The organism is Pseudomonas sp. SWRI68 (assembly GCF_014269165.1).
GTDB classification, from domain to species: Bacteria; Pseudomonadota; Gammaproteobacteria; order Pseudomonadales; family Pseudomonadaceae; genus Aquipseudomonas; species Aquipseudomonas capeferrum.
Window position 1 is genome coordinate 214,843 of the sequence record NZ_JABWRU010000002.1, and the last position, 24,763, is coordinate 239,605.

Here is a 24,763-nt window from a genome sequence, read left to right on the forward strand (position 1 = left end):
GGTCGTTTACGCCGAGTATTGAAAATTAATTTCTCCAGAAACGGGCAAAGCGAGAATTATTTTCCAAGCCTGGGCACAATCAGCCAGGCATAAGACAAAAACCATCAGCCCACGGGCGGGTACGCTTGCACCAACGATCATCGAATCCAACGTGACAGACACGGACCCGCCCCCATGCCCAGCGCCCCGCTCTACTTCGACTACGCCGCCACCACCCCCGTTGACGACCGCGTCATCGAAACGATGCTCGCCTGCCTTGGCCGCCACGCCAACTTCGGCAACCCCGCCTCCAGTGGCCATGCCTATGGTCAGGCTGCCCGCAACGCGGTGGAACAGGCACGCCAGCAGGTGGCCGAACGCGTTGGCGCCCGTGCTGATCAGCTGGTGTGGACGTCAGGCGCGACCGAATCCAACAACCTCGCACTCAAAGGCATCGCCCAAGGCATCAGCCAACCGGGCCACCTGATCACCAGCCAGCTGGAACACAAGGCCGTGCTCGACACGGTCGCTGAACTGGAGCGCCAAGGCTGGTCCATCACGCGCCTGGCTGCGGATGCGGCCGGGCTGATTCAGCCCGATGCCGTGCAGGCGGCATTGCGCGCCGATACCCGCCTGGTCTCGCTGATGGCGGTCAACAACGAATTGGGTACCGTGACCGATTTCGCCGCCATTGGTGAGCGTGTGCGTGCCCATGGGGCGCTGTTGCATGTGGACGCGGCCCAGGCGGTGGGCAAGCTGGCCATCGACCTTGCGGCAATGGCGGTGGACCTGATGTCGTTCTCGGCCCACAAAGCCTATGGCCCCAAAGGCATCGGCGCGCTCTACGTCGGCCCGCGTGCCCGCGAACTGATGCGCGCGCAGATGCACGGCGGTGGGCATGAGCAGGGGCTGCGTTCCGGCACCCTGGCAACCCACCAGATCGTCGGTATGGGTAGCGCCTTCGCCCTGGCTGGCCAGCCGGGCGACAGTGAACACCAGCGCATCGAACAACTGGCCCAGCGCCTGCGCGACGGGTTGCTGGCCTTGCCGGCGGTAAGCCTCAATGGCTGTGCCACGCAGCGCATCCCGCATACCTTGAACCTGTGTATCGATAGCCAAGGCTTCAACAGTGCCGCGTTGGCCAGTGAGTTGGCGTTGTCGACCACGTCGGCCTGCAACTCGGCGAGCAATGCACCCTCGCATGTGCTGCTGGCCCTGGGGCTGGATGAAAGCCGGGCGCGCAACAGCGTGCGCTTGAGTATCGGACGCTTCAGCACCGAGGCCGAAGTAGATAAAGCACTCGAGGTGTTCGCCAGGGTCACAGCGGCGGCTTCGCTGGCGCTCTGGTAAGGCGCAAACAGCAGGGGCCGGCGGGCGGCCCCTGGCGCTATCAGAGGAAGGTGAATACCTTCGCAGCCGGCAACCGCGACTTGTTCAGCCCCGCATTGAAATCACCCTCGCTACGGTAGCCCAGGCTCAAGATCACCACACTGGTAAAGCCCTGCTCACGCAAGCCCAGTTCGGCATCCAGTACCTTGCTGTCGAAGCCTTCGATGGGCGTGGCATCCAGGCCATGCGCCGCCGCACCGAGCAGCGCGGTGCCAAGGGCCAGGTAGGTCTGCTTTTCCATCCAGTGCTGCACGTCTTTCTGGTCGAAACGGTGCAGGTCGACGTAATGGCGACGGCTCTGGTTCTGCGCGGCGCGGGCCTGCTCGTCACGAAAACGACCATCGGCGGCTTCCTGGTCTAGCAGCGCCTGCAGATGAGCCTCGGGCATTTCGGTACGGGCGCAGAACACGATTACATGGGACGCATCGAGGATCTTCGGCGAGTTGTAGGCGAAACGGTCCTGGGTGCTCTTGGCCAACCGTGCCTTGCCTTCGGCGCTGTCGGCGACGACGAAGTGCCAAGGCTGGGAGTTGACCGAGGACGGGCTGTGGCGCAGTTGCTCGAGCAACGCGTCGATCGTGGCCTGAGGAATGCGGCGCGAGGCGTCGTAAGCCTTGGTGGTGTAGCGGCGCTTGGCCAGGGAAACGGTATCCATGCAACAACTCCTGCGGTGAAAATGGGATGTGTCGCGCATGTTATCTTTCCTGTAAAAAAGAAAAACCGGCACAATGCAGCAACACTTTCATCCCAGGAGTGAAAATGCTACGCATCGCCGACCTCGAACTGTTCGTGCGCAGCAGCGTGCTGGGCAGCTTCACCGCCGCCGCCCACGAGGCCGAACTGCTGCCGGGCCAGGTGGCCGCCGCCATCAAGCGCCTGGAGCGTGAGCTGGACGTACGCCTGTTCGCGCGCACTACCCGTAGCCTGCGCCTGACCGCCGAGGGCGAGCTGTACCTGCCAACGGCGCAGAACGTACTGGAAAGCCTGCGCCAAGGCCGCGAGGACCTGCACGGCAACGCCAGTACCTTGCGCGGGACCCTGCAGGTTTCGGCACCTTCGGACATGGGCCGCAACATGCTGCTGCCTTGGCTGAGCGCATTCCGTCGCGAGCACCCGGCGCTGCACCTGCGCTTCTTTCTGTCCGACCAGATGGCCGACCTCAATCGCGACCCGGTGGACATCGCCATCCGCTATGGCCTTAACCAGGACGCCAACTACATCGCCCTGCCCCTGGCCAACTGGAACCGTCGGGTGCTGGTTGCCTCCCCGGACTACCTGGCGCGCCACGGCCGCCCGCAGACACCGGAGGCCCTGCAGCAGCATGCCTGCCTGTTGTACCTGCAACAGAACCGCGTCTATGACAAATGGCGGGTGGGCAACCGCACCGTGCAGGTACGGGGGCCGCTGGTCAGCGACGACGCCGACGTGATTCGCCGACTGGCCCTGCTAGGTGAAGGTATCGTCTATAAATCGTGGCTGGATGTGAGCGCCGACATCGAGGCGGGCGAGCTGGAGATCCTCTTGCCGGAGTACCTGGGCGAGCCGACGCCGGTCACCTTGGTCTGCCCACACCGCAAGCAACTGACCCCGGCAGTGACGCAGTTGCACCTGTGGCTGCGCGAGCGCTTCGAAGCCCTGCGGCCCCGGCTGCTGAACAAGGGCTGCACAATCGTTCCAGACTGATACGGGTACGTGCGTTAAGGTAGCCATTTCCCCCACGGGCTGCACCCATGAGCAACTGGATCGTCCTCAAGCAAGACGCCGACACCGGCATCGAGTCGGTCCGCGCGCATTTCACCGGGCATGCCTACGACCCCCACTGGCATGACAGTTTTCTGGTCGGTATCACCGAGCAAGGCGTGCAGCAGTTCAACTGCCGGCGGGTGCGCCATCGCAGCACGCCGGGGCAGGTGTTTCTGCTGGAGCCCGGCGACCTCCACGACGGCCTCGCGCCGACCGACGAAGGCTTTACCTACTCGACGCTGTACCTGGAGCCTGCATGGCTCGAAGACCAGTTACGAACGCTGTTCGAGCATGCACCCAGCGCCAGCTTGCCCAGCTTTGCCGATACCCTGTGCCACGACGCGCGCCTGGCACGGGCCACCGCACTGGCCTTTCACACCGTGCACAACCAGGATTTTCGCATCGTTCGCCAGACGGCCATGGACGACCTGCTTGCCTGCCTGACCCGCCACCTGCACTGGCGCAAACGCCTCAACCCAGACCCTCGCCTGCCGCTGACCGCTCAGCGCGCACGTGACTACCTGCATGCTCACCTGGACCGTGACATCGGCCTGGAAGACCTGGCCCAGGCCTGTGGCGTCGACCGTTTTCGCCTGACCCGCGCCTTCAAGGCCGCGTTCGGCCTGGCACCGCACGCCTACCTGATACAGTTGCGCCTGGCCCGCGCCCGGCGCCTGCTCGCCCAAGGCCAGACGCCCGCTGAAGTGGCCATGGCGCTGGGCTTTGCCGACCAGAGCCACCTGGGCCGCTGGTTCCGCCGGGCCTATCGGTTGACCCCGGCCGACTACCGCAGGCGCTGCTCAAACCTTCCAGACTGACGGCGGCCTGACGGCGAACATGGTGCTTCGACCCCTCGGAGCTTTGTGTCATGTCGCAGTCGTTGTTGCCCTTCATTCTCTTCGCCCTGGTTGCCAGTATCAGCCCGGGGCCGACCAACTTGTTGATTCTGGCGCACGGTGCACGGCAGGGCCTGCGCGCAAGCGTGGCACCGATCCTGGCCGGTTGTGGCGCCGCCGCAGCGGTGGTGCTGCTGGTCGGGCTTGGGCTGGGCGAGCTGTTACTGCGTCACCCCCTGGCCCAGCAACTGATGAGCTGGGCTGGCGTACTCTGGTTGAGCTGGCTGGCCTGGCGCATTCTGCGCAGCGCCGGGCAGCCCTTGGACCTCAGCGCAGACAAGCACTTTGATGCGTTCAGCGCAGCTTCGCTGCAAGTGGTCAACCCGAAAGTGTGGATGATGGCAGTGGCGGTGATCGGGGTATTTGCCGCGCCGGCGCTGCCGGTGTGGCAGTTGGCGCTGGTGTTTCTGCTGATCGCCCTGCCGTGCATGACGGCCTGGGCGCTGCTGGGGGTGGGCAGTGCACGCTGGTTGCAGGCCCCTGCGCGGTTGCTGTGGTTCAACCGAGGGTTGGCGGGGATGTTGCTGGTGTCGGCCTGGGCGGCGCTGCTTGGTTGAATTTGATGGTGGCTGCGCCGGCCGCTTCTCGGGCAAACCCACGAAGCGGCCGGCACGGTCAATCAGATGCCTAAGGCTTCGCGAAAGCGCCGAGTGCTGGCGAAGGCCAGGGCCAACCCCACCACCGCCACACAGCCTCCGACCAGGCCAATATAGGCCACATCCATCTGGCTGCTGACGATACTGCCCAGCAGTGCCCCACCGCCGATCCCGATGTTGTAGATACCCGAGAACAAGGCCATGGCCACGTCGGTGGCATCGGACGCCAGCTTCAAGGTCTTGGACTGCAACGACAGGCTGAAACTCAGGATCGCCACACCCCAGAACATGCTCAACGCACAAAACACGTAGAAGTTGCCCGACAGCGGCAACAGCAACAATAGGCAAGCCGCCAGCAGGCCGATCGAACCCACCAGAAAGCCTTGGGGGAAACGTTCACTGTAACGGCTGAACAGCACCGAACCGAACACCCCGGCGCCACCGAACAACAGCAGCAGCAACGTAGTGCGCTCGCCACTGATCTGCGCCACGTTCAGGGCGAAGGGTTCGATGTAGCTGTAGGCGGTGAACTGTGCGGTGATCACCAGCGTCACCAGCAGGTAGGTGACGACCAGGGCCGGGCGCTTGAACAGGATCGGCAGGCTGCGTAGCGAACCGGAGTTCTGGCTTGGCAGCAGCGGCAACGACTTCATCAGGCAAAGCATGGTGGCCAATGCCACCCCGGCAATGCTGAGGAACGTTACCCGCCAGCCCAAGGCTTCCCCTACCACGCGGCCCAGTGGAATACCCAACACCATCGCCAGGGTGGTGCCGGTGGCCAGCAGGCCGAGTGCCTTGGCCTGCTGGCCAGGCGGCGCCACGCGCACCGCCAGCGACGCAGTGATGGCCCAGAACACGGCATGGGCCAGGGCGATGCCGATGCGGCTCACCAGCAGCATGGCAAAGCTCTGCGACAGCCACGACAACAGGTGGCTGACGATGAACACCAGAAACACGAACAACAGCAGGCGCCGTCGCTCGATGTTGCGGGTCAGCAGCATCATCGGCAGCGACGCCAGGGCGACCACCCAGGCATAGATGGTCAGCATCAGGCCGACCTGAGCGGTGCTCATGTCGAAGCTGCGGCCAATGTCGCTGAGCAGCGCCACCGGGACGAATTCGGTGGTGTTGAAGATGAAGGCCGCCAAGGCCAGGGCAATGACGCTCAGCCAGCTGCCGCCACCGGTGGTCGGCGGCAGGACGGTGGGTATGGGTCCGTTCATGGGTGGAATTCTATGCTCCGCAGGCATGGCGAAAAGACGCGCGTCAGGGGCCAAGTATCGGCCGCGCTGAGGCACGGGTTTGTTATTGGAAGGAATGCCGGCATGGTACGCGTCAATACCAGGCCTCACAACCCGCGCACATTGCGCGTAACATGCGCGCTTTGTGTGAACTGCAAGCGGAACAAGGAGCCCGATCCGCCCATGGACAAGCAACAACCCCAGCAGCAGTGGCAGCAGGCGGTCACCGCCTACGCCCAGGCCATCAACCGCTACGTCGCGCAAGGCTGCGAGCAGGGCTGGGATGACCTCGAAGAACCCCAGCACGCTGCCACCGAGCACTTGCTCGACGCCTGGCAGGCCGCCCTGCAAGCGATCAACCAGCCGGGGGTAGACGAACAGCAACGCCAGGCCTTCCGCACGGCCTGGCCGCCTGCACACCTGCCGCTGGTGCCATTGCTCGACACGCATGGGCAAGGTATCAGCAATGTCTTGCTGCTGGACGACGGCAGCCTGCTCGCACGCATTGGCATGCCCTATGAAAAGGGCCAGGTAGTACGCATCGATCAGCAGGGCGTGACGCCGGTCATCGGTATCGAGCATTTCGGCCGTTGCCCGCAGCGCCGCTACTTTGCCCTGGCCAACGCCGAGGGCGTGCGCGTGACCGATGGCTGGGGCGGCCCGCAGGTCGCCCGGCTCCCTTGGCCTAGCGGGTTGGAGGGGCTGCCAGCCGGTTACCCCTTCGACCCCTTCGACCTGCCGCCGACCCCCACCACGCTGGTGCCCTTCGCGCAAGGCCAACGGGTACTGCTGGTGAGCGCCGAGGGCATCTTCCTGCTGGCGGCCGAAGGCGCCACCCGGTTGCTGCCGCGCCAATCGCAAATACTCGAAGAGCTGGCCGAAGGCACCGACCCGGACGATATCGCCTTGGGCCTGGCCATGGAGCATGGTGCGGTGTCGCCGGATGGGCGCCTGATCGTGGTCGGCGAACAGAGCAGCCGCCATCTGGTGTTGGACGATCAGTTGGCGCTGGTGGCGCAGGTAGGCCCAGGTGGTGAGTACCCGCATTTCGCCCTGTTCAACCGCCGCGGCGACCAGTTGATCGTCAATGCCTGCCACTTCTACAACGGCGGCACGCTCGGGGTACGCGTGGCCGACCTGCCGGGGCTGGATACCGACTACTACAGTGAAGACCCACGCACACCGCTGCTGCAGGATGGGGCGCGGGTTTACGCTGGGGTCGCAGGCGATGGCGAGTATATCGTCGGTGACGCCTACGGCTACTTGCGGGCCTTTGGCGAGGATGGCGCGGAACACTGGCAGCACTACCTGGGTTCGACCATCAGTGCCATGGACATCAGCGCGGACGGGCGCACGCTGGTTGCGGCGAGCCATGCCGGCTTCATTTCGGTGATTGCCCTGGGCAGCGGGCGGCCTGAATGGCAGATCGGCACCGGGGCGCATGGCGAAGTGCGGCGGTGGTTGTTCTGGAAGGGGTGGGACAAGGCGCTGGCCTGGTAAATCTGCACTGGCCCTTTCGCGGGCAACGCCGCGAAAGGGCCAGTGCAGGCCAACCCGTGGATCAACCCTGAAGCGTGGCCATGTCGATCACGAAGCGATACTTCACATCGCCGGCAATCATCCGCTCGTAAGCCTGGTTGATATTGCGGATATCGAGCATTTCGATGTCGCAACGGATGTCGTGCTCGGCACAGAAATCCAGCACTTCCTGGGTCTCGGCGATACCGCCGATCAACGACCCGGCCAGTACCCGGCGCTTGAGCACCAGGTTGGCCGCGTGCACCGCCGGGTCGATCGGTTCGATCAGGCCGACCAGGATGTGCACGCCATCGAACTTGAGGGTTTCCAGGTACGGGTTGAGGTCGTGCTGCACCGGGATGGTGTCGAGCAGGAAGTCAAAATGGCCGGCCGCAGCACGCATCTGCTCGTCATCGGTGGACACGATCACATGGTCGGCACCCTGGCGGCGGGCTTCTTCGGCCTTGGCCTGGGAGCGGGTGAACAAGGTCACTTCCGCGCCCAGGGCCTTGGCCAGCTTGATGCCCATGTGGCCGAGGCCGCCCATGCCCAGGATGCCGACCTTGTGGCCCGGCCCTACTCCGTGGTGCTTGAGCGGCGAATAGGTGGTGATGCCGGCGCACAGGATAGGCGCGGCGCTGGGCAGGTCCATGCCGGCGGGGATACGCACCACAAAGTGCTCGCTGACCACGATGCTGCTGGAGTAGCCGCCCATGGTGTTGCTGCCATCGACCCGGTCCGGCGTGGCATAGGTCATGGTCGGGCCTTCCAGGCAGTATTGCTCCAGGTCCTTGGCGCATGCCTCGCAGTGGCGGCACGAGTCGACCATGCAGCCGACGCCTACCAGGTCGCCGACCTTGTGTGCAGACACCTTGTCGCCCACGGCGGTGACGCGGCCGATGATCTCGTGGCCCGGCATCAGTGGGTACACGGCGATGCCCCACTCGTTGCGTGCCTGGTGGATGTCGGAGTGGCACACGCCGCAATACAAGATGTCGATAGCGACGTCGTCCGGGCGCGGGCTGCGGCGTTCGAAGGTCATGGGGGCCAGTGGGCTGGTCGGGGTTTGGGCGGCATAACCGATGGCGGTGTACATGCGGGACCTCGCAGAGAAGTGAAACGATTCAGGCGGCGCATTCTGCGCGTCATGCCCCACCTCGCCCACCGCAGATTCTCCGGCATCCATGCCCGATTCTCCGGAGTTGCCTGCCAGTATCTGACGCTAGACCGTCAATCTGCGATGATGCAACTGTCTGATTCTCTGCCCAGGTTAACCATGCAGCTCACTCGTCACGTCGACGCCAATGCCCCCCTTTGCGCGCTGATCCGCCGCCTCGCCACGCGTCCGGGCTTCGTCCCCACACACCTGCCTCAGGTTCAGGTACTGAGCTGGGACCACTATGTGGCCAGCAGCCCGCAGATCTACGAGCCGAGCCTGATGATCCTGGCCCAGGGCAGCAAACTCGCGCGCCTGGGGCCACGCACCCTGGAGTACGGCGCCGGCCACTACCTGGTCCAGGCGCTGTCGGTGCCGTTCATGTGTGAAACCTTTGCCACCGGTGATGCGCCTCTGCTGGGCGTGGCGGTGGACATTGACCGTGGCGTGCTCGGTGAACTGGTGCAAAGCATGGACCTGGCCCCGGATGCCGCCGTACAGGCGCAGACCCCGCAGTCGATGACGTCGGCGGCCCTGGATGCGCCCATGCGCGACAGTGTCGAGCGGCTACTGCAGTGCCTGCAGGACCCGCTGGATGCCAAGGTGCTCGGCCCGGCACGGGTGCGCGAAGTGCTGTATACCGCGCTGCGCGGCCCGCAGGCCGGGGTGCTGCGGGCACTGGTCGAGCAGCAGGGGCATTTCGCCCGCATCGGCGCCGCCCTCGCCCACCTGCGCGAACACTACACCGAGCCACTGAGTGTCGAGGCACTGGCTGCGCGTGCCAACATGAGCGTGTCGACCTTCCACGAACACTTCAAGCGCTGCACCGACATGGCGCCGATGCAGTACCTCAAGCGCCTGCGGCTGCTCAAGGCGCAGCAGATGTTGATTGGTGAGGGCCTTGGCGTGGCTCAGGCGGCGCACCGGGTGGGGTACCAGAGCACCTCGCAGTTCAGCCGCGAGTACAAGCGCCAGTTTGACCGCAGCCCTGGGGATGAGACGGCTTATCAGAGCTTGCCGGTTTAGTTGCGGGGGGAATGTGTGGGGTGTTCAGGTGCCTGGCTGGGGATTTGTGGGGGAGCGGATATCGAGCGCCGCGCGGGCGGCGCTCGATATCCGCCCCACCGCCAAACCCAGCCGTACACCCCGAAGACCCACGCCCCCATTGCTACCCACCAGACTCCCCAGCTACCATTGAGAACGATTCACACTCACAACTGGATGCCAGGCGTTGGACAGCACCTCGACCCGCAAGCTGGGCTTCTTCTTCAGCGACCATCACCGCTGGCTGCTCCAACACATCTTCAAACGCCTGCGCAATCGCGCCGACGCCGAAGACACTGCGGCCGAAGCGTTCTGCCAGATGCTCGGCGCGCGTGTCGACCCGGACAGCATCCAGCAGCCGCGCGCCTACCTCTCGACCATCGCCCGGCGGCTGATCTTCGACCGGCATCGCCGCCGCCAACTCGAAGAGGCCTACCTCGAACGCTTGGCACTGCTGCCCGAGCCAGTCGCCCCTTCGGCCGAAGAGCAACTGCTGCTGATCGAGGCACTGGTGGCCATCGATAAGGTGCTGGACGGTTTGCCCGCCGTGGTCAAGGCCACCTTCCTGTTCAGCCAGCTCGACGGCATGAGCTATGTCGACATCGCCGCCCGGCTGCAGATCAGTGAACGCACCGTCAGCCGCTACATGAAGCAGGCCCTGCGCCAGTGCTACCTGTGCGAGGTGCAAGCATGAGCGCAGCCGGCCTGGACCCGATAAGCGAGCAGGCCATCGACTGGATGGTCGCGCTGAAAGCCGGCACGCCAGACGAGGCATTGCTGCAACGCCTGGCCCACTGGTTGCGCCAGGACCCCGCGCACCAACGGGCCTGGGACCGCTTGCAACAGCGCGTCGGCAGCCCGTTTGCCGCGTTGCGCGCGCTGGACCGGCGCGCCCCCGGGCATGCCGCCGATGCGCGCCAGGTCTTGCTCGCCCCCACCCACTCCCGGCGCGAAGTGCTGGGGGCCCTGGCTGGCCTGAGCGTCGCTGCTGCCGCAGCCTGGGGCGGCTGGCGCAGCGACGGGGCGCAAAACTGGTTGGCCGACCTGCACACCGCCAGTGGCGAACGGCGCAGCTTCACCTTGGCCGATGGCAGCCGCCTGAGCCTCAACAGTGGCAGTGCCGTCGACCTGGACTTCGATGCCAACCAACGGCTGCTGATACTGCGCCGCGGAGACCTGTTGATCCAGGTCGAGGCAGACCCGCGACGGCCGCTGCGGGTGCGCACGGCGCAAGGGCAGGTGCAGGCGCTGGGCACCCGTTTCCTGGTGAGCCAGGAAGCCAACGCCACCCGCGTTGTGGTGTTCGAGCACAGCGTGCGCGCCAGCCTGCCCGATGGCCGCTGGCAAGACCTGCAACAGGGGCAGGCAGCACTGCTGCGCAGCGATGGCATCCAGCGTCTGGATGGCGAGCAACAACAACGTGCAGCCTGGCTGCAGGGCCGCCTGGAAGTGCTCGACGAACCGCTGCATGCCGTGGTCGATGCGCTGCGGCCGTACCAACGGGGCTATATCCGGGTAGCGCCAGCGGTACGAGACATACGCGTGCAAGGTGTATTCCCGCTGGACCAGCCACAGCAGGCGCTGGCGGCCCTGGCCGAGGCCCTGCCGATCAGCGTCGAGCGCTATGGCCCGTGGCTGATGATGATCGGCCCCGAGCACAATAAATGAAAATATTTGTGAAAATCATTCGCAGACGTGTCCGGTTTTCGTTTCTCGTCCCACCTATCTCCTGACAAGCCACTTCATTCGGGAGAATTCTGTGCTCAACCTCTGGCCCCGCGCCCTGCCCCTCGTCGTCGCCCTGACCAGCCTCAACGCCCATGCCCAGGTGCAGACCCTGGCGTTCGACCTGCCGCCCGCCAGCCTGGCTACCACCCTTAACCGGATCGCGAGCCAGAGCGGCTACATCATCGCCCTCGAACCGCAACGGGTGCGTGGCAAGCAAGCGCCCGCGGTGGTCGGCCAGATGAGCGCCGAGCAAGCCATGCAAGCCGCCCTTGCCGGTAGCGGCCTGCAATTGCGGCTCACCAGCAGCGGGCACTTCAGCGTCGCCCCGGCCACCCCTGAGACCGACGTGCTGGAGCTTGGCAGTACCAGCATCACCGACAACTACCTGGATGCCACCAGCGAAGGCAGTGGTTCGTACGCAGCCCGTGCGGTGACCCTTGGCAAAGGCACCCACAGCCTCAAGGAAATCCCCCAGTCGGTAACGGTGATCACCCGTAAACAGCTGGACGACCAAGGCATCACCGACCTGCAGGATGCACTCAACCACACCACCGGGATCGTCGGCGCACAGGGCATCGGCCCTGGCGTGGTGGTGACTTCGCGCGGCTTCCAGATCGACGACTGGCAGTACGACGGCGTGCCGATTCCACGCAACACCTACTCGCTGGGCAACTGGGCAACCCAGGACTTGGTGTTCTTCGACCGCGTGGAGGTGCTGCGCGGCGCCTCGGGCCTGTTGCAAGGTACCGGCAGCCCCGGCGGCGCGATCAATCTCGTGCGCAAGCGTGGCCAGGCCACCCCGACGGTCACTGTCACCGGCAAGGCCGGCTCCTGGGACCACTATGGCCTGCAACTGGACGCAGGCGGCCCATTGACCGCCGATGGGCGTGTGCGCGGTCGGTTTGTCGCCGACGAGGACCAGAGCGACAGTTTCATCGACTACCAGTGGAGCAAATCGCACTCGCTGTATGGCGCACTGGACATCGACCTGAACGACGCCACCACCGTGGGTGCCGGCATCAGCTACAACCGCCAGCAGTCGCGGCCGATGCTGCGTGGCATCCCTCGCTATGCCACCGGTGAACCGGTTGACCTGCCACGCTCGACCTTCACCGGCGCCCGCTGGAACCGGGCGCAGACTGACGTCACCACCTACTACCTGGACCTTGAGCACCGCTTCGACGACGATTGGACCTTCAAGGCTGCAGCCCTGCGTATGGGCGAAACCAACACGTCCACCCATCAACGGACGCAAACGGTGCTGGAAGGCCTGGAGCCTGACGGCAGTGGCCTCGAATATGCCGACTGGATCACAGACTTCCACTCAACCAAACTGGGCCTGGACATGAACCTGGTGGGGCACTTCGACACCGGCCCCCTGGCCCACGAGGTGACCCTCGGTGGCAACTACTCCAAGCTGACCACCGATGATGGTTACTGGCGCACCTTTGGTGGCAATGACAACATTTTCGACATCGACCATGATCGCCCCGAGCCCAGCCGCGACAGCTTGCTTGCAACCCCCTTCGGGCGTTCCGAACGCAGCGCCTATGATATCCGCCAAAAAGGCTTGTACGGTGCCTGGCGGATCAAGCCGACTGACCGTTTGACGCTGATTCTGGGGGCGCGTGTCAGTTGGTTCGACTACAGCTATGCCACTACCACTTACCGCGGCCTCAACCCAGGCCAGGTCAACCCCACCAGCCACATGACCGAAACAGGGGAAGTGACACCGTATGCAGGATTTGTCTACGACCTGACCCGCGAATGGGCCTGGTACGCCAGCTACACCGATGTCTTCGTCCCGCAGACCGAGCGCGCCCTCGGCAATGCCCCTCTCAAGCCGGTGATCGGCAGCAACTACGAAACGGGCCTGAAGGGCGAGTTGCTGGACGGCCGCGTCAACGCCTCGCTGGCGCTGTTCCGCTACGACCAGGAAAACCGCGCGGTTACCGACGTGGCCTCGGGCTTTGCCTGTGATGGCGGGTACTGCTCCACCGCGGCAGGCAAGGTGCGCAGCCAGGGCATCGAGGCCGAGATCAGCGGCGAGGTGCTCAGCGGCCTGCAACTGTTCGCAGGTTATACCTACAACACCACCAAGTTCCTCGACGACCCAGATAACGAAGGCCGCGTATTCAGCCAGTGGACCCCCAAGCACATGCTGCGCGCCTGGGCCGACTACACCCTGCCGCTGGACGGCCAGCGCTGGAGCACCGGCCTGGGCTTCACCAGCCAAAGCCACACCTTGGGCTACGAGCGCACCTACACCGTGCCCGGCTACACCGTATGGAGCGCGCGCCTGGCCTACCAGCTGACGCCGGAAGTGAACCTGGCAGTGAACGCCAACAACCTGTTCGACAAGAAGTACTGGGTCGCCGGCTTCAACCAGCTCAATGGCAGCAACAACTACGGCGAACCGCGCAACTTCATGCTGACGGTCAAGTACACCCCTGAGTTTTAAGCAGCAGAACGTTCCGAGCAGGCGTCAGTCGGCCATCGGCCATTGCGCAAGCGGCCAGTAAACGCCCTTGCGCGACTCGTACAGGGTGAAATGCCGCGCGGCCAGGAAGAACTCCGGGGCGCTGGCGGCCTCTGGCGGCTGGCCGCGATAGTCCCTGGACAAGGTCAGGTGCGGGCGGTACTCGCGGCTCGCCGCCTCCAGGCCCAAGGGCAGCAGCGCCTGCTGCAAGCCATAGACCAGCTGCAACAAGGCCGGCGGCGTTTGTTGCGGCTCAAGCACCAGGGCGCCGGCGCGCGGCCACACCTGCAAGCGGTCAAGCAACAGGCGCGGCGGCGCAGCCGGGCGCTTGAGCACGTCGACCGCAGCGCAGATCGCCGGCACCAGGGCAGTGTCCACATCCCCCAAAAACAGCAGCGTCACATGGAAGTTGTCGGCCGGTACCGGCTTGCCGCTGCGCAGGTTCAAGCCGCGCCGCCACTGGGCCAGGGCACGGCGCTGGACATCGCTGACCGGCAAGGCGAAAAACAGCCGTTTGAAGGGGGCGCCACTGGCGCGAGCGTCCTGAACCATGTGATCTCCTTGGCGTGAATCGTTTGCGCAAGCGCTAGGCCATTACACCTAAGTCGCGCGGTAGTCACGTAACAATAAGTACAAACTGCCCCCATGATTGTTTATGCTGGCGAGCTTATGCCATGGCGCATGGCCATTTTTCGACAAGTAAACGTCCATGAAAATTGCACTCGTACTCCTTTTCGTTCTCTCGATCGCCTATGTTCACCTGCGCGGTCGGGTTCGTCACAAGCTGACTCGCCAACTGGGCGACCACTCCAGCTTCCTGGCGCCGGTCAACAGCTTCCTTTACCTGTTTTCCAAGCACCCGGCCAAACCTTACCTGCCGGTCGAGGCCTTCCCTGAACTGCAACCGCTGCAGGATCACTGGCAGGAAATCCGTGCCGAGGCTCAGCAGTTGCTGCACGTGGGCGAAATCAAGAAGTCCGAGAATTATGACGACGTGGGCTTCAACTCGTTCTTCAAGACCGGCTGGAAGCGCTTCTACCTGAAGTGGTACGGCGAAAGCCACCCGTCTGCCATGGCCCTGTGCCCGCGTACCACCGAGTTGCTGCAAGGTATCGGCACGGTCAAGGCGGCGATGTTCGCCACCCTGCCACCGGGCGCCAAGCTGGTGCGCCACCGCGACCCGTATGCCGGGTCCTACCGCTACCACCTGGGCCTGGACACGCCGAACGACGACGGCTGCTACATCGATGTGGACGGCGAGAAGTATTCGTGGCGCGACGGTGAGGGGGTGATCTTCGATGAAACCTACATCCACTACGCCGCCAACACCACCGAGCACAACCGCATCATTCTGTTCTGCGATGTCGAGCGCCCGCTCAAGTACCGCTGGGCAACCGCATTCAACCGATGGTTCAGCCGCAACGTCATGGCTGCCGCTGCCGCGCCCAACGATGCCAACGACAAGACCGGCGGCATCAACCGGCTGTTCACCCGCATCTACAAGATCCGCGAGCGCGGCAAGGCGCTGAAAAAGCGCAACCGCATGCGCTACTACCTGGAGAAGTGGGCGGTGGTGGCAGCGCTGGTACTGGTGTTTATCTACATCTGACGCTTCGCCGTGGGTGCTGTCGTTGTAGGAGCGGCCTTGCGTCGCGAACGGGCTGCGTAGCGGCCCCTGTATTTCAGCGTCACGCAAGTACCCAGGGGCCGCTACGCAGCCCGTTCGCGACGCAAGGCCGCTCCTACACAGACAGCACACAGGCATCCCTAACATCGACTAGCCTGAAAGCTCCACTCGCAACCCTTCCCAAGGTGAAGACGATGAGCATGATGGACTGGGACGCCTACCGTAAGCAGTTGATGGCCGGCATCGGCGACCTCAAGCAGTTGTCCCCCGACACCGTGGCCGGCTACATGACCGCCAGCGGTGCGGGCGCCAAGACCAACCACCTGGACGCCAAGACCCGTGAGCTGATCTCCCTGGCAGTGGCCGTGACCACCCGCTGCGACGGCTGTATCGCCGTGCACTCGCAGCAAGCGGTGAAACACGGCGCCAGCCGCGAAGAGATCGCCGAGGCCCTCGGTGTGGCCGTGGCGATGAATGCAGGGGCCGCACTGGTCTACTCGGCCCGCGCCATGGATGCAGTGGGCAAGGCCACCGGCTGAGCCCACGCGGCGCATCGCCCTTGCGCGATGGCGCCGCGCCACCCAGACTTGGCGGCCAGCCATTGCAGGATCCACCATGAGCCACATCCGCCCCATGACGCTTGAGGACTTCGAGCGCTTCTGGCCCACCTTCCAGGCCATTGTCCAGGCCCGCGAAACCTACGCCTTCGACCCCGCCTTGAGCGTCGAACAGGCCCGGCACTTGTGGCTGGAGCTACCCCTGCATACGTGGGTGCTTGAGGACGCCGGTGAGCTACTGGGCTCGTACTACCTCAAAGCCAATGCCGCCGGCCCCGGTGCCCATGTGGGCAACTGTGGCTACATGGTGTGCGAGGCCGCACGCGGCCGTGGCGTGGCCCGTGCTATGTGCGAGCATTCGCAGAAGCTGGCGCGTCAGGAAGGGTTTCTTGCGTTGCAGTTCAATTCGGTCGTGGCCAGCAACGAAGTGGCCGTGGCGCTGTGGCACAAGCTTGGCTTCGACACCGTCGGCCGCCTGCCCAAGGCATTCCGCCACGCCCGCCTGGGCCTGGTGGATTGCCTGGTGATGTACAAGTGGCTGGCGGATGAGCCCGTGGTGGAAAAACCCGCCTTGCTGATCGGGCGCAAGAATATCGAGGCCCGGGTGTCGCGGCGGCGCGGGCGTTAATCGCCAACCCCGGGGTAGGAGCACGCTTGCGCGGCTCCTACACGTACCACGGCGTTGGCCAATCGCCGCTTAGAACGCCAAGCCGACCTTGAAACCAAACTCGTCACGCTTGAGCTTGGTGTTGTCCGCCACGGGCGAGTCGCCATCGAGCTTGTATTCAGTGCGGGTGTAGTAGACCCCGGCCTGCACCGGCATGCCGCCCTGCTGGTTCATCAGCAGCGTTACCTCGGCATAAGGGTTGGTGCGGTCCTTGAGGTCCACGCTGTCACTGCCAAAATCATCCACCTTCAGGCGCGCCCGGCCATCGAGGGTATGCCGTGCCCCCACTTCCACGCGCAGGGTCGAGGCGTCGAACTGGTGGTTGTAGCCCAGCGCGGCCTTGGCGAAGGGCGATTTGACCGTGAGCTTGGTATCCAGGTCGTTGATTTCGGGCTCGAAGCGCGACCAGCTGTAACCACCGCCCACGGTCACGTCGACGAAGTTGCGGGCATCCAGCGCCGCACGCCAGCCGAGGTCGAGATCGGCCTGGGCTTCCTTGAGTTTGTTGTCGTTCTTCTTGCCGTACTTGGCCTCGGCGCCGACCTGATAGATGAAGCCGGATTCGGCGGTCATCTTGTTGCCGAAGGTAGCGAACACACCGCCCTGGCCCAGGTGTTCCTTGTCGGTTTCGCTGCCCCCTTCGAACTTGAATTTGTCGTAGGCACCCAGCAGGCCGAAGGTGAACAGAGGGTCGGTGCTGGGCGCGGCGGTGGCCGCCAGGGGCGATGCAATAAGGGCAAGCAGGCAGGTGTGACGCAGCAGATGACGAGCGGACATGCGTGGAGTCTCCATGACTTGTGAATAAATGATGAACGATCGGTTCGAGACACACGCTGTCGAGAAAGTTCGAAAAGAAATCAGTTAGAACGCGCAATGCGATGTTTTTAAAAGGTATTTCTGGGGCGCCAAAAATTGACGCGCAAGGTAGTTGGTGGGGTGCATGCCTGAATTCAACCTAAACCGTCATTGCCGGAAACCCGAATAAAGATATAAGATAACATTTCATAACAACACTCCATTCCTACCAGCGACCCCTCATGACCAGCGCCAGCGCAACCCCCACTCTCGTCACCCAGCGCCTGCAGAGCATCGATGCCCTGCGCGGCCTGGTGATCCTGTTCATGCTCCTGGACCACGTCCGCGAGACCTTTTTCCTCCATCGCCAGGTCAGCGACCCGATGGCCATCGACGCCACCGACCCATCGCTGTTCTTCAGCCGCACCCTGGCCCACCTGTGTGCGCCGGTGTTCGTCCTGCTGACTGGCTTGTCGGCCTGGTTGTATGGCGAGAAGTATCAGGGCCGCAGCGACGTCTGCGCCTTCCTGTTCAAGCGCGGGCTGTTTCTGGTGGTGCTGGAGTTCACCTTGGTCAACTTCGCCTGGACCTTCCAGCTGCCCCCGAGCGTGGTCTACCTGCAGGTGATCTGGGCTATCGGCGTGAGCATGATCGCGCTGTCGCTGCTGGTGTGGTTGCCACGTGCGGCGCTGATCGCCCTGGGTGCAATCATCGTCGGCGGCCACAACCTGCTCGACCACCTGCACTTCGGCGCAGAGTCGGCCATGCACGTGCCGTGGGCGATCCTGCATGATCGCGGCTGGCTGGCGTTTTCCGACAACCTGCGCCTGCGCACCTCGTACCCTGTGCTGCCCTGGATCGGCGTGATCGCCCTGGGCTACGGCCTCGGCCCCTGGTTCGCCCGCAACAGCGATGCAGGTCAACGCCAACACCGGCTGTTGCTGGCCGGGGCGATCGCGTTGCTCGGCTTTATCGCGCTGCGCATGCTCAACGGCTATGGCGAAGCCCCCTGGAGCGGGTACCCGACGTTGACGCAGACGCTGATGAGCTTCTTCAACATCACCAAGTACCCGCCCAGCTTGCTGTTCCTCGCCCTCACCCTGGGCTGCGGCCTGCTGCTGTTGCGCGGCTTCGAGCGCGTCGGCCAGGCGCGCTGGATCAGCGCCCTTGCGGTGTACGGCGCAGCACCGATGTTTTTCTACCTGCTGCACCTGTATGTGCTGAAGCTGTTGTATCTGGCCTGCGTCGCCCTGTTCGGTCACAACCAGGGTGATTATTTCGGTTTCGACGGCATCACCGCGGTGTGGCTGAGTGCCGCGTTGCTGGCCGTGTCGCTGTACCTGCCGGTACGCGGGTTCGCCCGTTTGAAGGCGCGGCGGCGTGACATCACCTGGCTGAAGTACTTCTGAAAAGCGTTTTCACCCGGTTGCCTGATGGTCTACCATGCGGGCCGCCGGTTTCCACCACGGAATCAATAGGGAATCCCAGGCCCGTCACCGGGCCAAACGGAACTGCCCCCGCAACTGTAGGTGCCGAGCCTGCTCCATCAATGCCACTGGATCAATCCGGGAAGGCTGGAGCCGGGCCATGACGCACCAGTCAGGAGACCTGCCGGCGAAAATCCACCAACCGGCGGGGTGTCCGGGATGGCCATCTCCACCCGTTTGCGGGTGCTGCCCCCTGCCCTGCGCAAGGGGCATCGGCGATGCCTGTCCGTGCGTTCATGCCGTGAACCATTCGATAGGAGATCGCCCCACCATGCTGCCCCGTATTGCCGCCCTGATCGCTGGCCTCGGCCTCACTGGCCTGGCCCAGGCCGCTGCCACCCACTACCCGCTCACGGTCGACAACTGCGGCATGCCACAGACCTTCGCCCACGCCCCCGAGCGTGCGGTCACCATCGGCCAGGCCGGCACCGAAATCCTCTATGCACTGGGCCTGGGCCACACGCTGGCCGGCACGTCGCTGTGGTTCAACAACGTGCTGCCCGAGTTCAAGGCCATGAACGACAAGGTCGAGCGCCTGGCCGACAACGACCCGAGCTTCGAGGCTGTGGTGGGCAAGCGTCCGCAGCTGGTGGCGGTGCAATTCGAGTGGATGGTCGGCGCTCAAGGCGTGGTGGGTACCCGCGAACAGTTCGACGAGTTGAAGATCCCGACCTACCTGTTGCCCTCGGACTGCGAAGGCAAGGACAACCTGGTGGGTGCCGATGGCACCCGCCTGCAGGCATTCCAGGTCGACAGCATCTATAAAAGCGTCAGCCAGCTGGCGGAGATCTTCGACGTGCAAGACCGCGGTGCGACGTTGAACGCCGACCTCAAGGGCCGCCTGGACAGCGCCACGGCGCAACTGGCCGGCAAGGACCTGTCCAACACCTCGGCGCTGTTCTGGTTCTCCAGCGCCGACCTGGATATCGACCCCTATGTGGCTGGCCGCGAAGGCGTCGCCGACTTCATGCTGCGCACCCTGGGCGTACGCAACGTGGTCGAGTCCACCGAAGAATGGCCGACCGTGGGCTGGGAAACCCTGGCCAAGGCCAACCCGACCTGGCTGATCATCGCCCGCATGGACCGCCGCCGCTTCCCCGCAGACGACTACCAGAAAAAACTCGAGTTCCTGCACAACGACCCGGTAACCCGCAACATGGACGCGGTGAAGCACGACCGCATCATCGTCCTTGACGCCGACGCCATGCAGGCCGGCATCCGCCTGTTCCGAGGCCTGCAGACCCTGTCTGCGGCGTTCGCCAGCGGTAAAGCGGCACAGTGATGAGCCGCTTGTTGCCTTACAGCGTCCTGGCCTTGGCAGCCCTGTGCGCCGCGCTGCTGGCCGGTACCGCGATCGGCGAGAGCGACCTGGCGCCGAACGTGGTCTACCAGGTGCTGGCCAATCACCTGTGGCAGGCCGGTTACCCGGTCGACCCGATCGACGCCGGGATCGTCTGGAACTACCGCCTGACCCGCACCCTGGTGGCGGCCGCCTGCGGCGCCGGGCTGGCCACGTGCGGGGTGATCCTGCAGGCGCTGCTGCGCAACCCGCTGGCCGAACCCTACCTGCTGGGGTTGTCCGCTGGCGCCTCGACCGGCGCGGTGCTGGTCGGCCTACTGGGGCTGGGCAGCGTGGCCCTGAGCATGTCAGGCGGTGCCTTCATCGGCGCGCTGGCGGCTTTCACGCTGGTGCTGGTGCTAGCCCGCGCTGCCGGGCCGAGCAACAACAATGCTCAGGTGATCCTTGCCGGCATTGCCGGCTCGCAGCTGTTCACCGCCCTTACCGCCTTTCTCATCACCAAGTCGGCCACCGCCGAGCAAGCACGCGGCATTCTGTTCTGGCTGCTGGGCAACCTCAGCGGCGTGCGCTGGCCGTCGGTGTGGCTGGCATTGCCGGTGGCGCTGTTCGGGCTGGTGGTGTGCCTGTGGCATCGCCGCGCACTGGATGCCTTTACCTTCGGCACCGATTCGGCGGCATCCCTGGGGATCCCGGTGCGGCGTACCCAATTGCTGTTGATCAGTTGCGCCGCGCTGGTGACCGCAGTGATGGTGTCCATCGTCGGCGCCATCGGCTTTGTCGGGCTGGTGATTCCCCACGCCCTGCGCCTGCTGCTCGGCCCCGGGCATAGCCGCCTGCTGCCGGCCAGCGCACTGGGTGGGGCATTGTTTCTGATCACTGCGGATATCCTGTCGCGCACGCTGATCCCAGGCCAGGTGATCCCGGTGGGCGTGGTCACCGCGCTGATCGGCGCTCCGGTGTTCGCGCTGATACTGGTCAGCCGACGGGGGCGCCCATGACCGTCATGGCCAACCTGCAGATCGCCCCGCTTGCCTGTCAGGGCCTGGGCTTGCAGCTGGGCGGCAGGAGCGTGCTGCGCGACATCGACCTGGCCGCTATCCAGGGCGAAACGCTGGCCATCGTCGGCCCTAACGGCTCTGGCAAATCGACCCTGCTAAAACTGCTGGCGGGCTTGCGCAAGCCTGGCAGTGGCCGTGTCGACCTGCTGGGTGAGCCCCTGGCGCAGCTGCCACGCCGGCGCATTGCCCAGGCCCTGGCACTGGTCGAGCAGCAGGCGGACACAGCTGATGCGATCAGCGTATACGACGCGGTTGCCCTGGGCCGTACCCCCTGGCTGTCGGCCCTGGCGCCGTTCGCCAGCCAGGACCGTGCCATCGTCGAGCAGGCCTTGGCCGACCTTGACGCCCTGCACCTGCGCACGCGCCTGTGGCATTCGCTTTCAGGTGGCGAACGCCAGCGTGTGCACATTGCCCGCGCCCTGGCCCAACGCCCGCAGGTGCTATTGCTCGACGAGCCAACCAACCACCTGGACATCCAGCACCAGTTGAGCCTGCTGCAACAGGTCCAGGCGCTGTCGGTCACCACCCTGGTGGCCCTGCACGACCTCAACCAGGCGCTGACCTGCGACCGCGTCGCGGTGCTCGACCAAGGCCGCCTGGTCGCCCTCGGCAAGCCGTTCGACGTGCTCACCCCCGAGCGCCTGCTGAGTACCTTCGGCGTGCGCGCCCACTACCTCACCGACCCCTTCGACGGCGCGCGCATTCTGCGTTTTCGCGCCCCCTGAACCAGGAAGTTCCCACCATGCTGTTGCGCCCTGTCGCCCTGCTGCTCGCCAGTACCCTGTTTGCCCCTGCCGTGCTGGCAGAGGTGCACGAAGTGAAGATGCTCAACCGTGGCACGCAGGGTGCGATGGTCTACGAGCCCGATCACCTGCACATCGCAACCGGTGACACGGTGCGCTTTCTACCGACCATGAGTGGGCATAACGCTGCCAGCGTGCCAGGGTTGCTGCCACAGGGGGCGCAGGCGTTCAAGAGCAAACTGAACCAGCCTTACGAGCACCAGTTCAGCGTGCCGGGCGTGTACGGCATCCAGTGCATTCCGCACTTGGCGATGGGTATGGTGATGGTCATTCAGGTGGGTGACGCGGCGCCTGCCGAATTGCCTGCCAACCTACCTGCACGGGCGCAAGCCCGCTTTGCTGCGCAACTGCAGAAGCTGGGGGCTGGGCAATGAAGCGCCTGTTGTTGGCGCTTCCACTGGTGGGGCTTACTCCTTTCGCGACGGCTGACTCTGCCCAGTCCAACAGCAAGGGCTTCATTGAAGACGGCAGTTGGAGCCTGCTTAATCGCAGCGTATTCGACCAGCGCGATTACCGGCACGGCGGGCGCAACAGCAGTGGCCGCAATGCCTACAAGCCCCGAAGCGAACGCAGCGGCAAGGCTGAGGAATGGGCTTACGGGCTGATGGGCACGTTCCAGTCCGGCTTCACCCAGGGCCTGGTTGGCGTCGGTGTCGATGCCCATGCCTACCTGGGCGTACAGCTCGACAGTGGCGGTGGCCGTGTCGGCAAGGCGCGTCTGCTGGGTGTCGACAACGATGGGCACCCAAAAAACGAATACAGCCGAGCGGGCGCTGCGCTGAAGGTGCGGGTGTCAAACACGGTGCTGTCCTACGGCGAGCAGCGGGTAAAGACCCCGGTGTTCAGTTCGTCCGACAGCCGTTTGCTGCCCGAGACCGCCACCGGCTTTTTCCTCAACAGTAGCGAGATCGACACGCTCCGGCTGGTCGCCGGCCACTTCAACGAAAGCACCGACCGCAACGCCTCAAGCCATGATCAGGGGTTCGTGGTGAACTACTCCAATGGCCGCCAGGGCAATAGCTTCGACCTGGCCGGCGTGGTCTGGAACCCCGGCGCGGCCTTCAACGCCAGCCTGTATACCTCACGTTACGAGGACAGCTGGAACCAGCACTACCTGGGCAGCACCCTCACCCACGCCTTGGACGAGCGCCGCAGCCTGAGCCTGGACCTCAACCTGTACCGCACCACCGACACCGGCAAGGCGCTGTCCGGGCGCATCGACAACACCACCTGGAGCCTGGTCTCGCGTTACAACCAGGGGCCGCACGGTTTCAGCCTGGGCTGGCAGCAGGTGGACGGCAATACGCCTTTCGACTATGTGACGCGCGGCGCGATCTTCATTGCCAACGCCGTGCAGATGTCGGACTTCAACGCGCCAAACGAGAAATCATGGCAGGCGCGGTATGACCTGAACATGGGCGCCTACGGGGTGCCGGGTTTGAACCTGACGGCGCTGTATGTGCGCGGGTTCGATATCGATGGCACGCATGTCGACCCCGCTGGCGGCTATGCGTACCTGGGCTACGGCAAGGGCGGCAAGCATTGGGAGCGCGACCTTGAGGCGCGGTACGTGGTGCAAAGTGGCAAGGCCAAGGGCACCACGTTCTCGATTCGCCATAATGCACACCGGGGCAACACGGCGCAGGCGGAGCTCGACGGTGATCAGATTCGCCTGGCAGTCGAGTGGCCGCTGGGGGGCGGGTTCTGACACGCCCTGAAGCAGGTCCCAGGGTCAAGGTGCCGCAGCGGATTGCGCCTGCAACCCCCACTCGGCCTTTTCCTGCGCCGTCATCGACACAAGCACTTCGGCAAACGTCTGGCCCAACTCTGCGCTGACATTGCCGAATGCCTTGTAGTTGGTCAGCAGGTAGCGCTTCACGGTCCTGGGCCAACGCCCTTCCTTGTGCGCCGTATTGATGATGCCCTTGGCGTCGTGGCGCGTGGCGCCCCGCCACAAGTCCATCAGCCTGTTTTCGAAGTGGCCGAATGACCATAGGTCCCTACGGTCTTCGAATTCATCGAGCAGTTTGAGCTTGTACAAGGCCATGTGTGGCATCGGCGATTCTCCCGCTTGTGCATGGTTCGAGCTGTGAGCGGGAAGGTAAGCAAGCTGGCGTGCTTTTGAAATGAACGCGTTGAGCACAGCAGAACGCCAGCTGTAGGGGGTTTCTGAACGGTTACGCGCAGCTCATGCCAGTTGCAATTGCATATGGGTGGTTTGCCACACCGGGTCCTGCTCCACATCGATCACCGCGAACCCTTGGCGCTGCCAGAACGTAATCGCTCCCGGCAGAAACGGGTGCGTGTGCAGGTACAGGCACTCGACGCCCGCCTGCTCGGCCGCCTGGCGCAACGCGGCGAACAACGCCGCGGCCAGCCCATGTCGGCGATACGCCGGCAAGACGAACAGGCGCACCACCTCGACCACGTGCATGCGCTGATACGCAAGCTGGGCAAAGCGATGGTCATAGGGGACATAGCCAATCACCGCCACCAGCCGGCCCTGATCGCGGGCTTCGAGGAACACGCCTTCGCCGTCCAGGTAGGTCTCGGCAAAACGAGCCAGGTCATGGGGCAACGGTGCAGCGGCGAGCAGGGGGAAGAGCTCGCGGCGGGCGCTGTCGACGAAAGCCACGACTTCGTCGATGGCTGCCTGCGGGACGGCTTGGATGATCCAGTTCGGCATGGGGGCAAAGGCTT

The 24,763-nt window shown here is 64.5% G+C and carries 25 protein-coding genes and 1 riboswitch; of the genes, 18 read left to right on the forward strand and 7 right to left on the reverse strand.

Annotated elements, in window-relative coordinates; translation table 11 throughout:
- The first annotated feature begins 174 nt into the window (after positions 1-174).
- On the forward strand, positions 175-1,329 hold the full coding sequence (locus HU770_RS04585; protein ID WP_186663153.1) for an aminotransferase class V-fold PLP-dependent enzyme: 1,155 nt from the start codon (positions 175-177) through the stop codon (positions 1,327-1,329).
- 40 nt (positions 1,330-1,369) lie between these two features.
- Here HU770_RS04585 and nfsB read toward each other — a convergent pair whose 3' ends face one another.
- Positions 1,370-2,023, reverse strand: a complete 654-nt coding sequence (nfsB, locus tag HU770_RS04590; RefSeq protein WP_095063613.1) for an oxygen-insensitive NAD(P)H nitroreductase — start codon at positions 2,021-2,023, stop codon at positions 1,370-1,372.
- Positions 2,024-2,127: 104 nt separating this feature from the next.
- Between nfsB and HU770_RS04595 the strand changes: the two genes are divergently transcribed.
- From HU770_RS04595 to HU770_RS04605, 3 genes are read left to right on the forward strand one after another with little or no spacing between them, the layout of a single operon-like run.
- Complete coding sequence (locus HU770_RS04595; RefSeq protein ID WP_033698913.1) at positions 2,128-3,051, forward strand: LysR family transcriptional regulator; 924 nt, start codon at positions 2,128-2,130, stop codon at positions 3,049-3,051.
- 47 nt (positions 3,052-3,098) lie between these two features.
- Positions 3,099-3,929: an AraC family transcriptional regulator gene (locus tag HU770_RS04600; protein WP_033698915.1), complete on the forward strand. Its 831-nt coding sequence runs from the start codon at positions 3,099-3,101 to the stop codon at positions 3,927-3,929.
- A 50-nt stretch (positions 3,930-3,979) separates the two neighbouring features.
- On the forward strand, positions 3,980-4,564 hold the full coding sequence (locus HU770_RS04605; RefSeq protein WP_186663154.1) for a LysE family translocator: 585 nt from the start codon (positions 3,980-3,982) through the stop codon (positions 4,562-4,564).
- A gap of 62 nt (positions 4,565-4,626) precedes the next feature.
- On the opposite strand, the gene HU770_RS04610 is transcribed toward HU770_RS04605, so the two are convergent.
- Positions 4,627-5,826, reverse strand: a complete 1,200-nt coding sequence (locus HU770_RS04610) for a sugar transporter (protein WP_186663155.1) — start codon at positions 5,824-5,826, stop codon at positions 4,627-4,629.
- Positions 5,827-6,027: 201 nt separating this feature from the next.
- Here HU770_RS04610 and HU770_RS04615 point away from each other — a divergent pair, with 201 nt between their 5' ends.
- Positions 6,028-7,344: a hypothetical protein gene (locus tag HU770_RS04615; RefSeq protein ID WP_186654865.1), complete on the forward strand. Its 1,317-nt coding sequence runs from the start codon at positions 6,028-6,030 to the stop codon at positions 7,342-7,344.
- Positions 7,345-7,405: 61 nt separating this feature from the next.
- On the opposite strand, the gene calA is transcribed toward HU770_RS04615, so the two are convergent.
- Positions 7,406-8,458 carry a vanillin reductase gene (gene calA, locus HU770_RS04620; RefSeq protein WP_186655255.1) on the reverse strand — a complete coding sequence of 351 codons (1,053 nt, stop codon included), beginning with the start codon at positions 8,456-8,458 and terminating at the stop codon, positions 7,406-7,408.
- 180 nt (positions 8,459-8,638) lie between these two features.
- On the opposite strand from calA, the gene HU770_RS04625 reads away from it, so the two are divergent.
- From HU770_RS04625 to HU770_RS04640, 4 genes are all read left to right on the forward strand, one after another.
- The gene (locus tag HU770_RS04625; RefSeq protein ID WP_186654868.1) at positions 8,639-9,544 is read left to right on the forward strand and encodes an AraC family transcriptional regulator; all 906 of its coding nucleotides are present in this window, start codon (positions 8,639-8,641) and stop codon (positions 9,542-9,544) included.
- A gap of 205 nt (positions 9,545-9,749) precedes the next feature.
- Positions 9,750-10,256 (forward strand): sigma-70 family RNA polymerase sigma factor, encoded by a 507-nt coding sequence (locus HU770_RS04630; RefSeq protein WP_033698927.1) that lies wholly within the window; start codon positions 9,750-9,752, stop codon positions 10,254-10,256.
- Entirely contained in the window at positions 10,253-11,230 is a 978-nt protein-coding gene (locus HU770_RS04635; protein WP_186663156.1) for a FecR domain-containing protein, read from the forward strand. Before HU770_RS04630 ends, HU770_RS04635 begins: the two co-directional genes overlap by 4 nt.
- Before the next feature lie 91 nt (positions 11,231-11,321).
- The gene (locus HU770_RS04640) at positions 11,322-13,751 is read left to right on the forward strand and encodes a TonB-dependent siderophore receptor (RefSeq protein WP_186663157.1); all 2,430 of its coding nucleotides are present in this window, start codon (positions 11,322-11,324) and stop codon (positions 13,749-13,751) included.
- 24 nt (positions 13,752-13,775) lie between these two features.
- On the opposite strand, the gene thpR is transcribed toward HU770_RS04640, so the two are convergent.
- The gene (thpR, locus tag HU770_RS04645; protein ID WP_186654877.1) at positions 13,776-14,321 is read right to left on the reverse strand and encodes an RNA 2',3'-cyclic phosphodiesterase; all 546 of its coding nucleotides are present in this window, start codon (positions 14,319-14,321) and stop codon (positions 13,776-13,778) included.
- 157 nt (positions 14,322-14,478) lie between these two features.
- Here thpR and lpxO point away from each other — a divergent pair, with 157 nt between their 5' ends.
- From lpxO to HU770_RS04660, 3 genes are all read left to right on the forward strand, one after another.
- Positions 14,479-15,378: a lipid A hydroxylase LpxO gene (gene lpxO, locus HU770_RS04650; RefSeq protein WP_033698934.1), complete on the forward strand. Its 900-nt coding sequence runs from the start codon at positions 14,479-14,481 to the stop codon at positions 15,376-15,378.
- A gap of 212 nt (positions 15,379-15,590) precedes the next feature.
- On the forward strand, positions 15,591-15,935 hold the full coding sequence (locus HU770_RS04655; RefSeq protein ID WP_033698936.1) for a carboxymuconolactone decarboxylase family protein: 345 nt from the start codon (positions 15,591-15,593) through the stop codon (positions 15,933-15,935).
- A gap of 76 nt (positions 15,936-16,011) precedes the next feature.
- Positions 16,012-16,581: a GNAT family N-acetyltransferase gene (locus tag HU770_RS04660; RefSeq protein ID WP_186654880.1), complete on the forward strand. Its 570-nt coding sequence runs from the start codon at positions 16,012-16,014 to the stop codon at positions 16,579-16,581.
- Between the two features lie 69 nt (positions 16,582-16,650).
- Here the strand turns inward: HU770_RS04660 and HU770_RS04665 are convergent, their stop codons facing one another.
- Positions 16,651-17,397 carry an outer membrane beta-barrel protein gene (locus tag HU770_RS04665; protein ID WP_186654882.1) on the reverse strand — a complete coding sequence of 249 codons (747 nt, stop codon included), beginning with the start codon at positions 17,395-17,397 and terminating at the stop codon, positions 16,651-16,653.
- A 260-nt stretch (positions 17,398-17,657) separates the two neighbouring features.
- On the opposite strand from HU770_RS04665, the gene HU770_RS04670 reads away from it, so the two are divergent.
- From HU770_RS04670 to HU770_RS04695, 6 genes are all read left to right on the forward strand, one after another.
- Positions 17,658-18,824 carry a heparan-alpha-glucosaminide N-acetyltransferase domain-containing protein gene (locus HU770_RS04670; protein ID WP_186663158.1) on the forward strand — a complete coding sequence of 389 codons (1,167 nt, stop codon included), beginning with the start codon at positions 17,658-17,660 and terminating at the stop codon, positions 18,822-18,824.
- A 28-nt stretch (positions 18,825-18,852) separates the two neighbouring features.
- A riboswitch (cobalamin riboswitch) is annotated at positions 18,853-19,046 on the forward strand.
- A 127-nt stretch (positions 19,047-19,173) separates the two neighbouring features.
- Positions 19,174-20,184: an ABC transporter substrate-binding protein gene (locus tag HU770_RS04675; RefSeq protein WP_186663159.1), complete on the forward strand. Its 1,011-nt coding sequence runs from the start codon at positions 19,174-19,176 to the stop codon at positions 20,182-20,184.
- The gene (locus tag HU770_RS04680; RefSeq protein WP_033698945.1) at positions 20,184-21,200 is read left to right on the forward strand and encodes an iron ABC transporter permease; all 1,017 of its coding nucleotides are present in this window, start codon (positions 20,184-20,186) and stop codon (positions 21,198-21,200) included. The genes HU770_RS04675 and HU770_RS04680 overlap by 1 nt, the downstream gene beginning before the upstream one ends.
- Positions 21,197-21,985, forward strand: coding sequence for an ABC transporter ATP-binding protein (locus HU770_RS04685; RefSeq protein ID WP_186663160.1), 789 nt, complete (start codon positions 21,197-21,199; stop codon positions 21,983-21,985). Before HU770_RS04680 ends, HU770_RS04685 begins: the two co-directional genes overlap by 4 nt.
- 17 nt (positions 21,986-22,002) lie before the next feature.
- A complete protein-coding gene (locus HU770_RS04690) occupies positions 22,003-22,437 on the forward strand; it encodes a pseudoazurin (RefSeq protein WP_186654897.1) in 435 nt (144 codons plus the stop codon).
- Complete coding sequence (locus HU770_RS04695) at positions 22,434-23,771, forward strand: OprD family porin (protein ID WP_186654900.1); 1,338 nt, start codon at positions 22,434-22,436, stop codon at positions 23,769-23,771. The genes HU770_RS04690 and HU770_RS04695 overlap by 4 nt, the downstream gene beginning before the upstream one ends.
- A gap of 24 nt (positions 23,772-23,795) precedes the next feature.
- Here the strand turns inward: HU770_RS04695 and HU770_RS04700 are convergent, their stop codons facing one another.
- Complete coding sequence (locus tag HU770_RS04700) at positions 23,796-24,119, reverse strand: hypothetical protein (RefSeq protein ID WP_033698953.1); 324 nt, start codon at positions 24,117-24,119, stop codon at positions 23,796-23,798.
- Positions 24,120-24,251: 132 nt separating this feature from the next.
- Positions 24,252-24,749: a GNAT family N-acetyltransferase gene (locus tag HU770_RS04705; protein WP_186663161.1), complete on the reverse strand. Its 498-nt coding sequence runs from the start codon at positions 24,747-24,749 to the stop codon at positions 24,252-24,254.
- Positions 24,750-24,763: the final 14 nt, after the last annotated feature.

What these genes read in the sequence shown, in the direction of transcription:
- HU770_RS04655 (WP_033698936.1), top strand. Translation starts at nt 15,591, where the DNA reads ATGAGCATGATGGACTGGGACGCCTACCGTAAGCAGTTGATGGCCGGC.
- HU770_RS04595 (WP_033698913.1), top strand. Translation starts at nt 2,128, where the DNA reads ATGCTACGCATCGCCGACCTCGAACTGTTCGTGCGCAGCAGCGTGCTG.
- lpxO (WP_033698934.1), top strand. Translation starts at nt 14,479, where the DNA reads ATGAAAATTGCACTCGTACTCCTTTTCGTTCTCTCGATCGCCTATGTT.
- HU770_RS04680 (WP_033698945.1), top strand. Translation starts at nt 20,184, where the DNA reads ATGAGCCGCTTGTTGCCTTACAGCGTCCTGGCCTTGGCAGCCCTGTGC.
- HU770_RS04615 (WP_186654865.1), top strand. Translation starts at nt 6,028, where the DNA reads ATGGACAAGCAACAACCCCAGCAGCAGTGGCAGCAGGCGGTCACCGCC.
- HU770_RS04675 (WP_186663159.1), top strand. Translation starts at nt 19,174, where the DNA reads ATGCTGCCCCGTATTGCCGCCCTGATCGCTGGCCTCGGCCTCACTGGC.
- HU770_RS04585 (WP_186663153.1), top strand. Translation starts at nt 175, where the DNA reads ATGCCCAGCGCCCCGCTCTACTTCGACTACGCCGCCACCACCCCCGTT.
- HU770_RS04665 (WP_186654882.1), bottom strand. Translation starts at nt 17,397, where the DNA reads ATGTCCGCTCGTCATCTGCTGCGTCACACCTGCCTGCTTGCCCTTATT.
- HU770_RS04700 (WP_033698953.1), bottom strand. Translation starts at nt 24,119, where the DNA reads ATGCCACACATGGCCTTGTACAAGCTCAAACTGCTCGATGAATTCGAA.
- HU770_RS04670 (WP_186663158.1), top strand. Translation starts at nt 17,658, where the DNA reads ATGACCAGCGCCAGCGCAACCCCCACTCTCGTCACCCAGCGCCTGCAG.
- HU770_RS04705 (WP_186663161.1), bottom strand. Translation starts at nt 24,749, where the DNA reads ATGCCGAACTGGATCATCCAAGCCGTCCCGCAGGCAGCCATCGACGAA.
- HU770_RS04685 (WP_186663160.1), top strand. Translation starts at nt 21,197, where the DNA reads ATGACCGTCATGGCCAACCTGCAGATCGCCCCGCTTGCCTGTCAGGGC.
- HU770_RS04610 (WP_186663155.1), bottom strand. Translation starts at nt 5,826, where the DNA reads ATGAACGGACCCATACCCACCGTCCTGCCGCCGACCACCGGTGGCGGC.
- HU770_RS04625 (WP_186654868.1), top strand. Translation starts at nt 8,639, where the DNA reads ATGCAGCTCACTCGTCACGTCGACGCCAATGCCCCCCTTTGCGCGCTG.
- thpR (WP_186654877.1), bottom strand. Translation starts at nt 14,321, where the DNA reads ATGGTTCAGGACGCTCGCGCCAGTGGCGCCCCCTTCAAACGGCTGTTT.
- calA (WP_186655255.1), bottom strand. Translation starts at nt 8,458, where the DNA reads ATGTACACCGCCATCGGTTATGCCGCCCAAACCCCGACCAGCCCACTG.
- HU770_RS04605 (WP_186663154.1), top strand. Translation starts at nt 3,980, where the DNA reads ATGTCGCAGTCGTTGTTGCCCTTCATTCTCTTCGCCCTGGTTGCCAGT.
- HU770_RS04690 (WP_186654897.1), top strand. Translation starts at nt 22,003, where the DNA reads ATGCTGTTGCGCCCTGTCGCCCTGCTGCTCGCCAGTACCCTGTTTGCC.
- HU770_RS04600 (WP_033698915.1), top strand. Translation starts at nt 3,099, where the DNA reads ATGAGCAACTGGATCGTCCTCAAGCAAGACGCCGACACCGGCATCGAG.
- HU770_RS04695 (WP_186654900.1), top strand. Translation starts at nt 22,434, where the DNA reads ATGAAGCGCCTGTTGTTGGCGCTTCCACTGGTGGGGCTTACTCCTTTC.
- nfsB (WP_095063613.1), bottom strand. Translation starts at nt 2,023, where the DNA reads ATGGATACCGTTTCCCTGGCCAAGCGCCGCTACACCACCAAGGCTTAC.
- HU770_RS04635 (WP_186663156.1), top strand. Translation starts at nt 10,253, where the DNA reads ATGAGCGCAGCCGGCCTGGACCCGATAAGCGAGCAGGCCATCGACTGG.
- HU770_RS04660 (WP_186654880.1), top strand. Translation starts at nt 16,012, where the DNA reads ATGAGCCACATCCGCCCCATGACGCTTGAGGACTTCGAGCGCTTCTGG.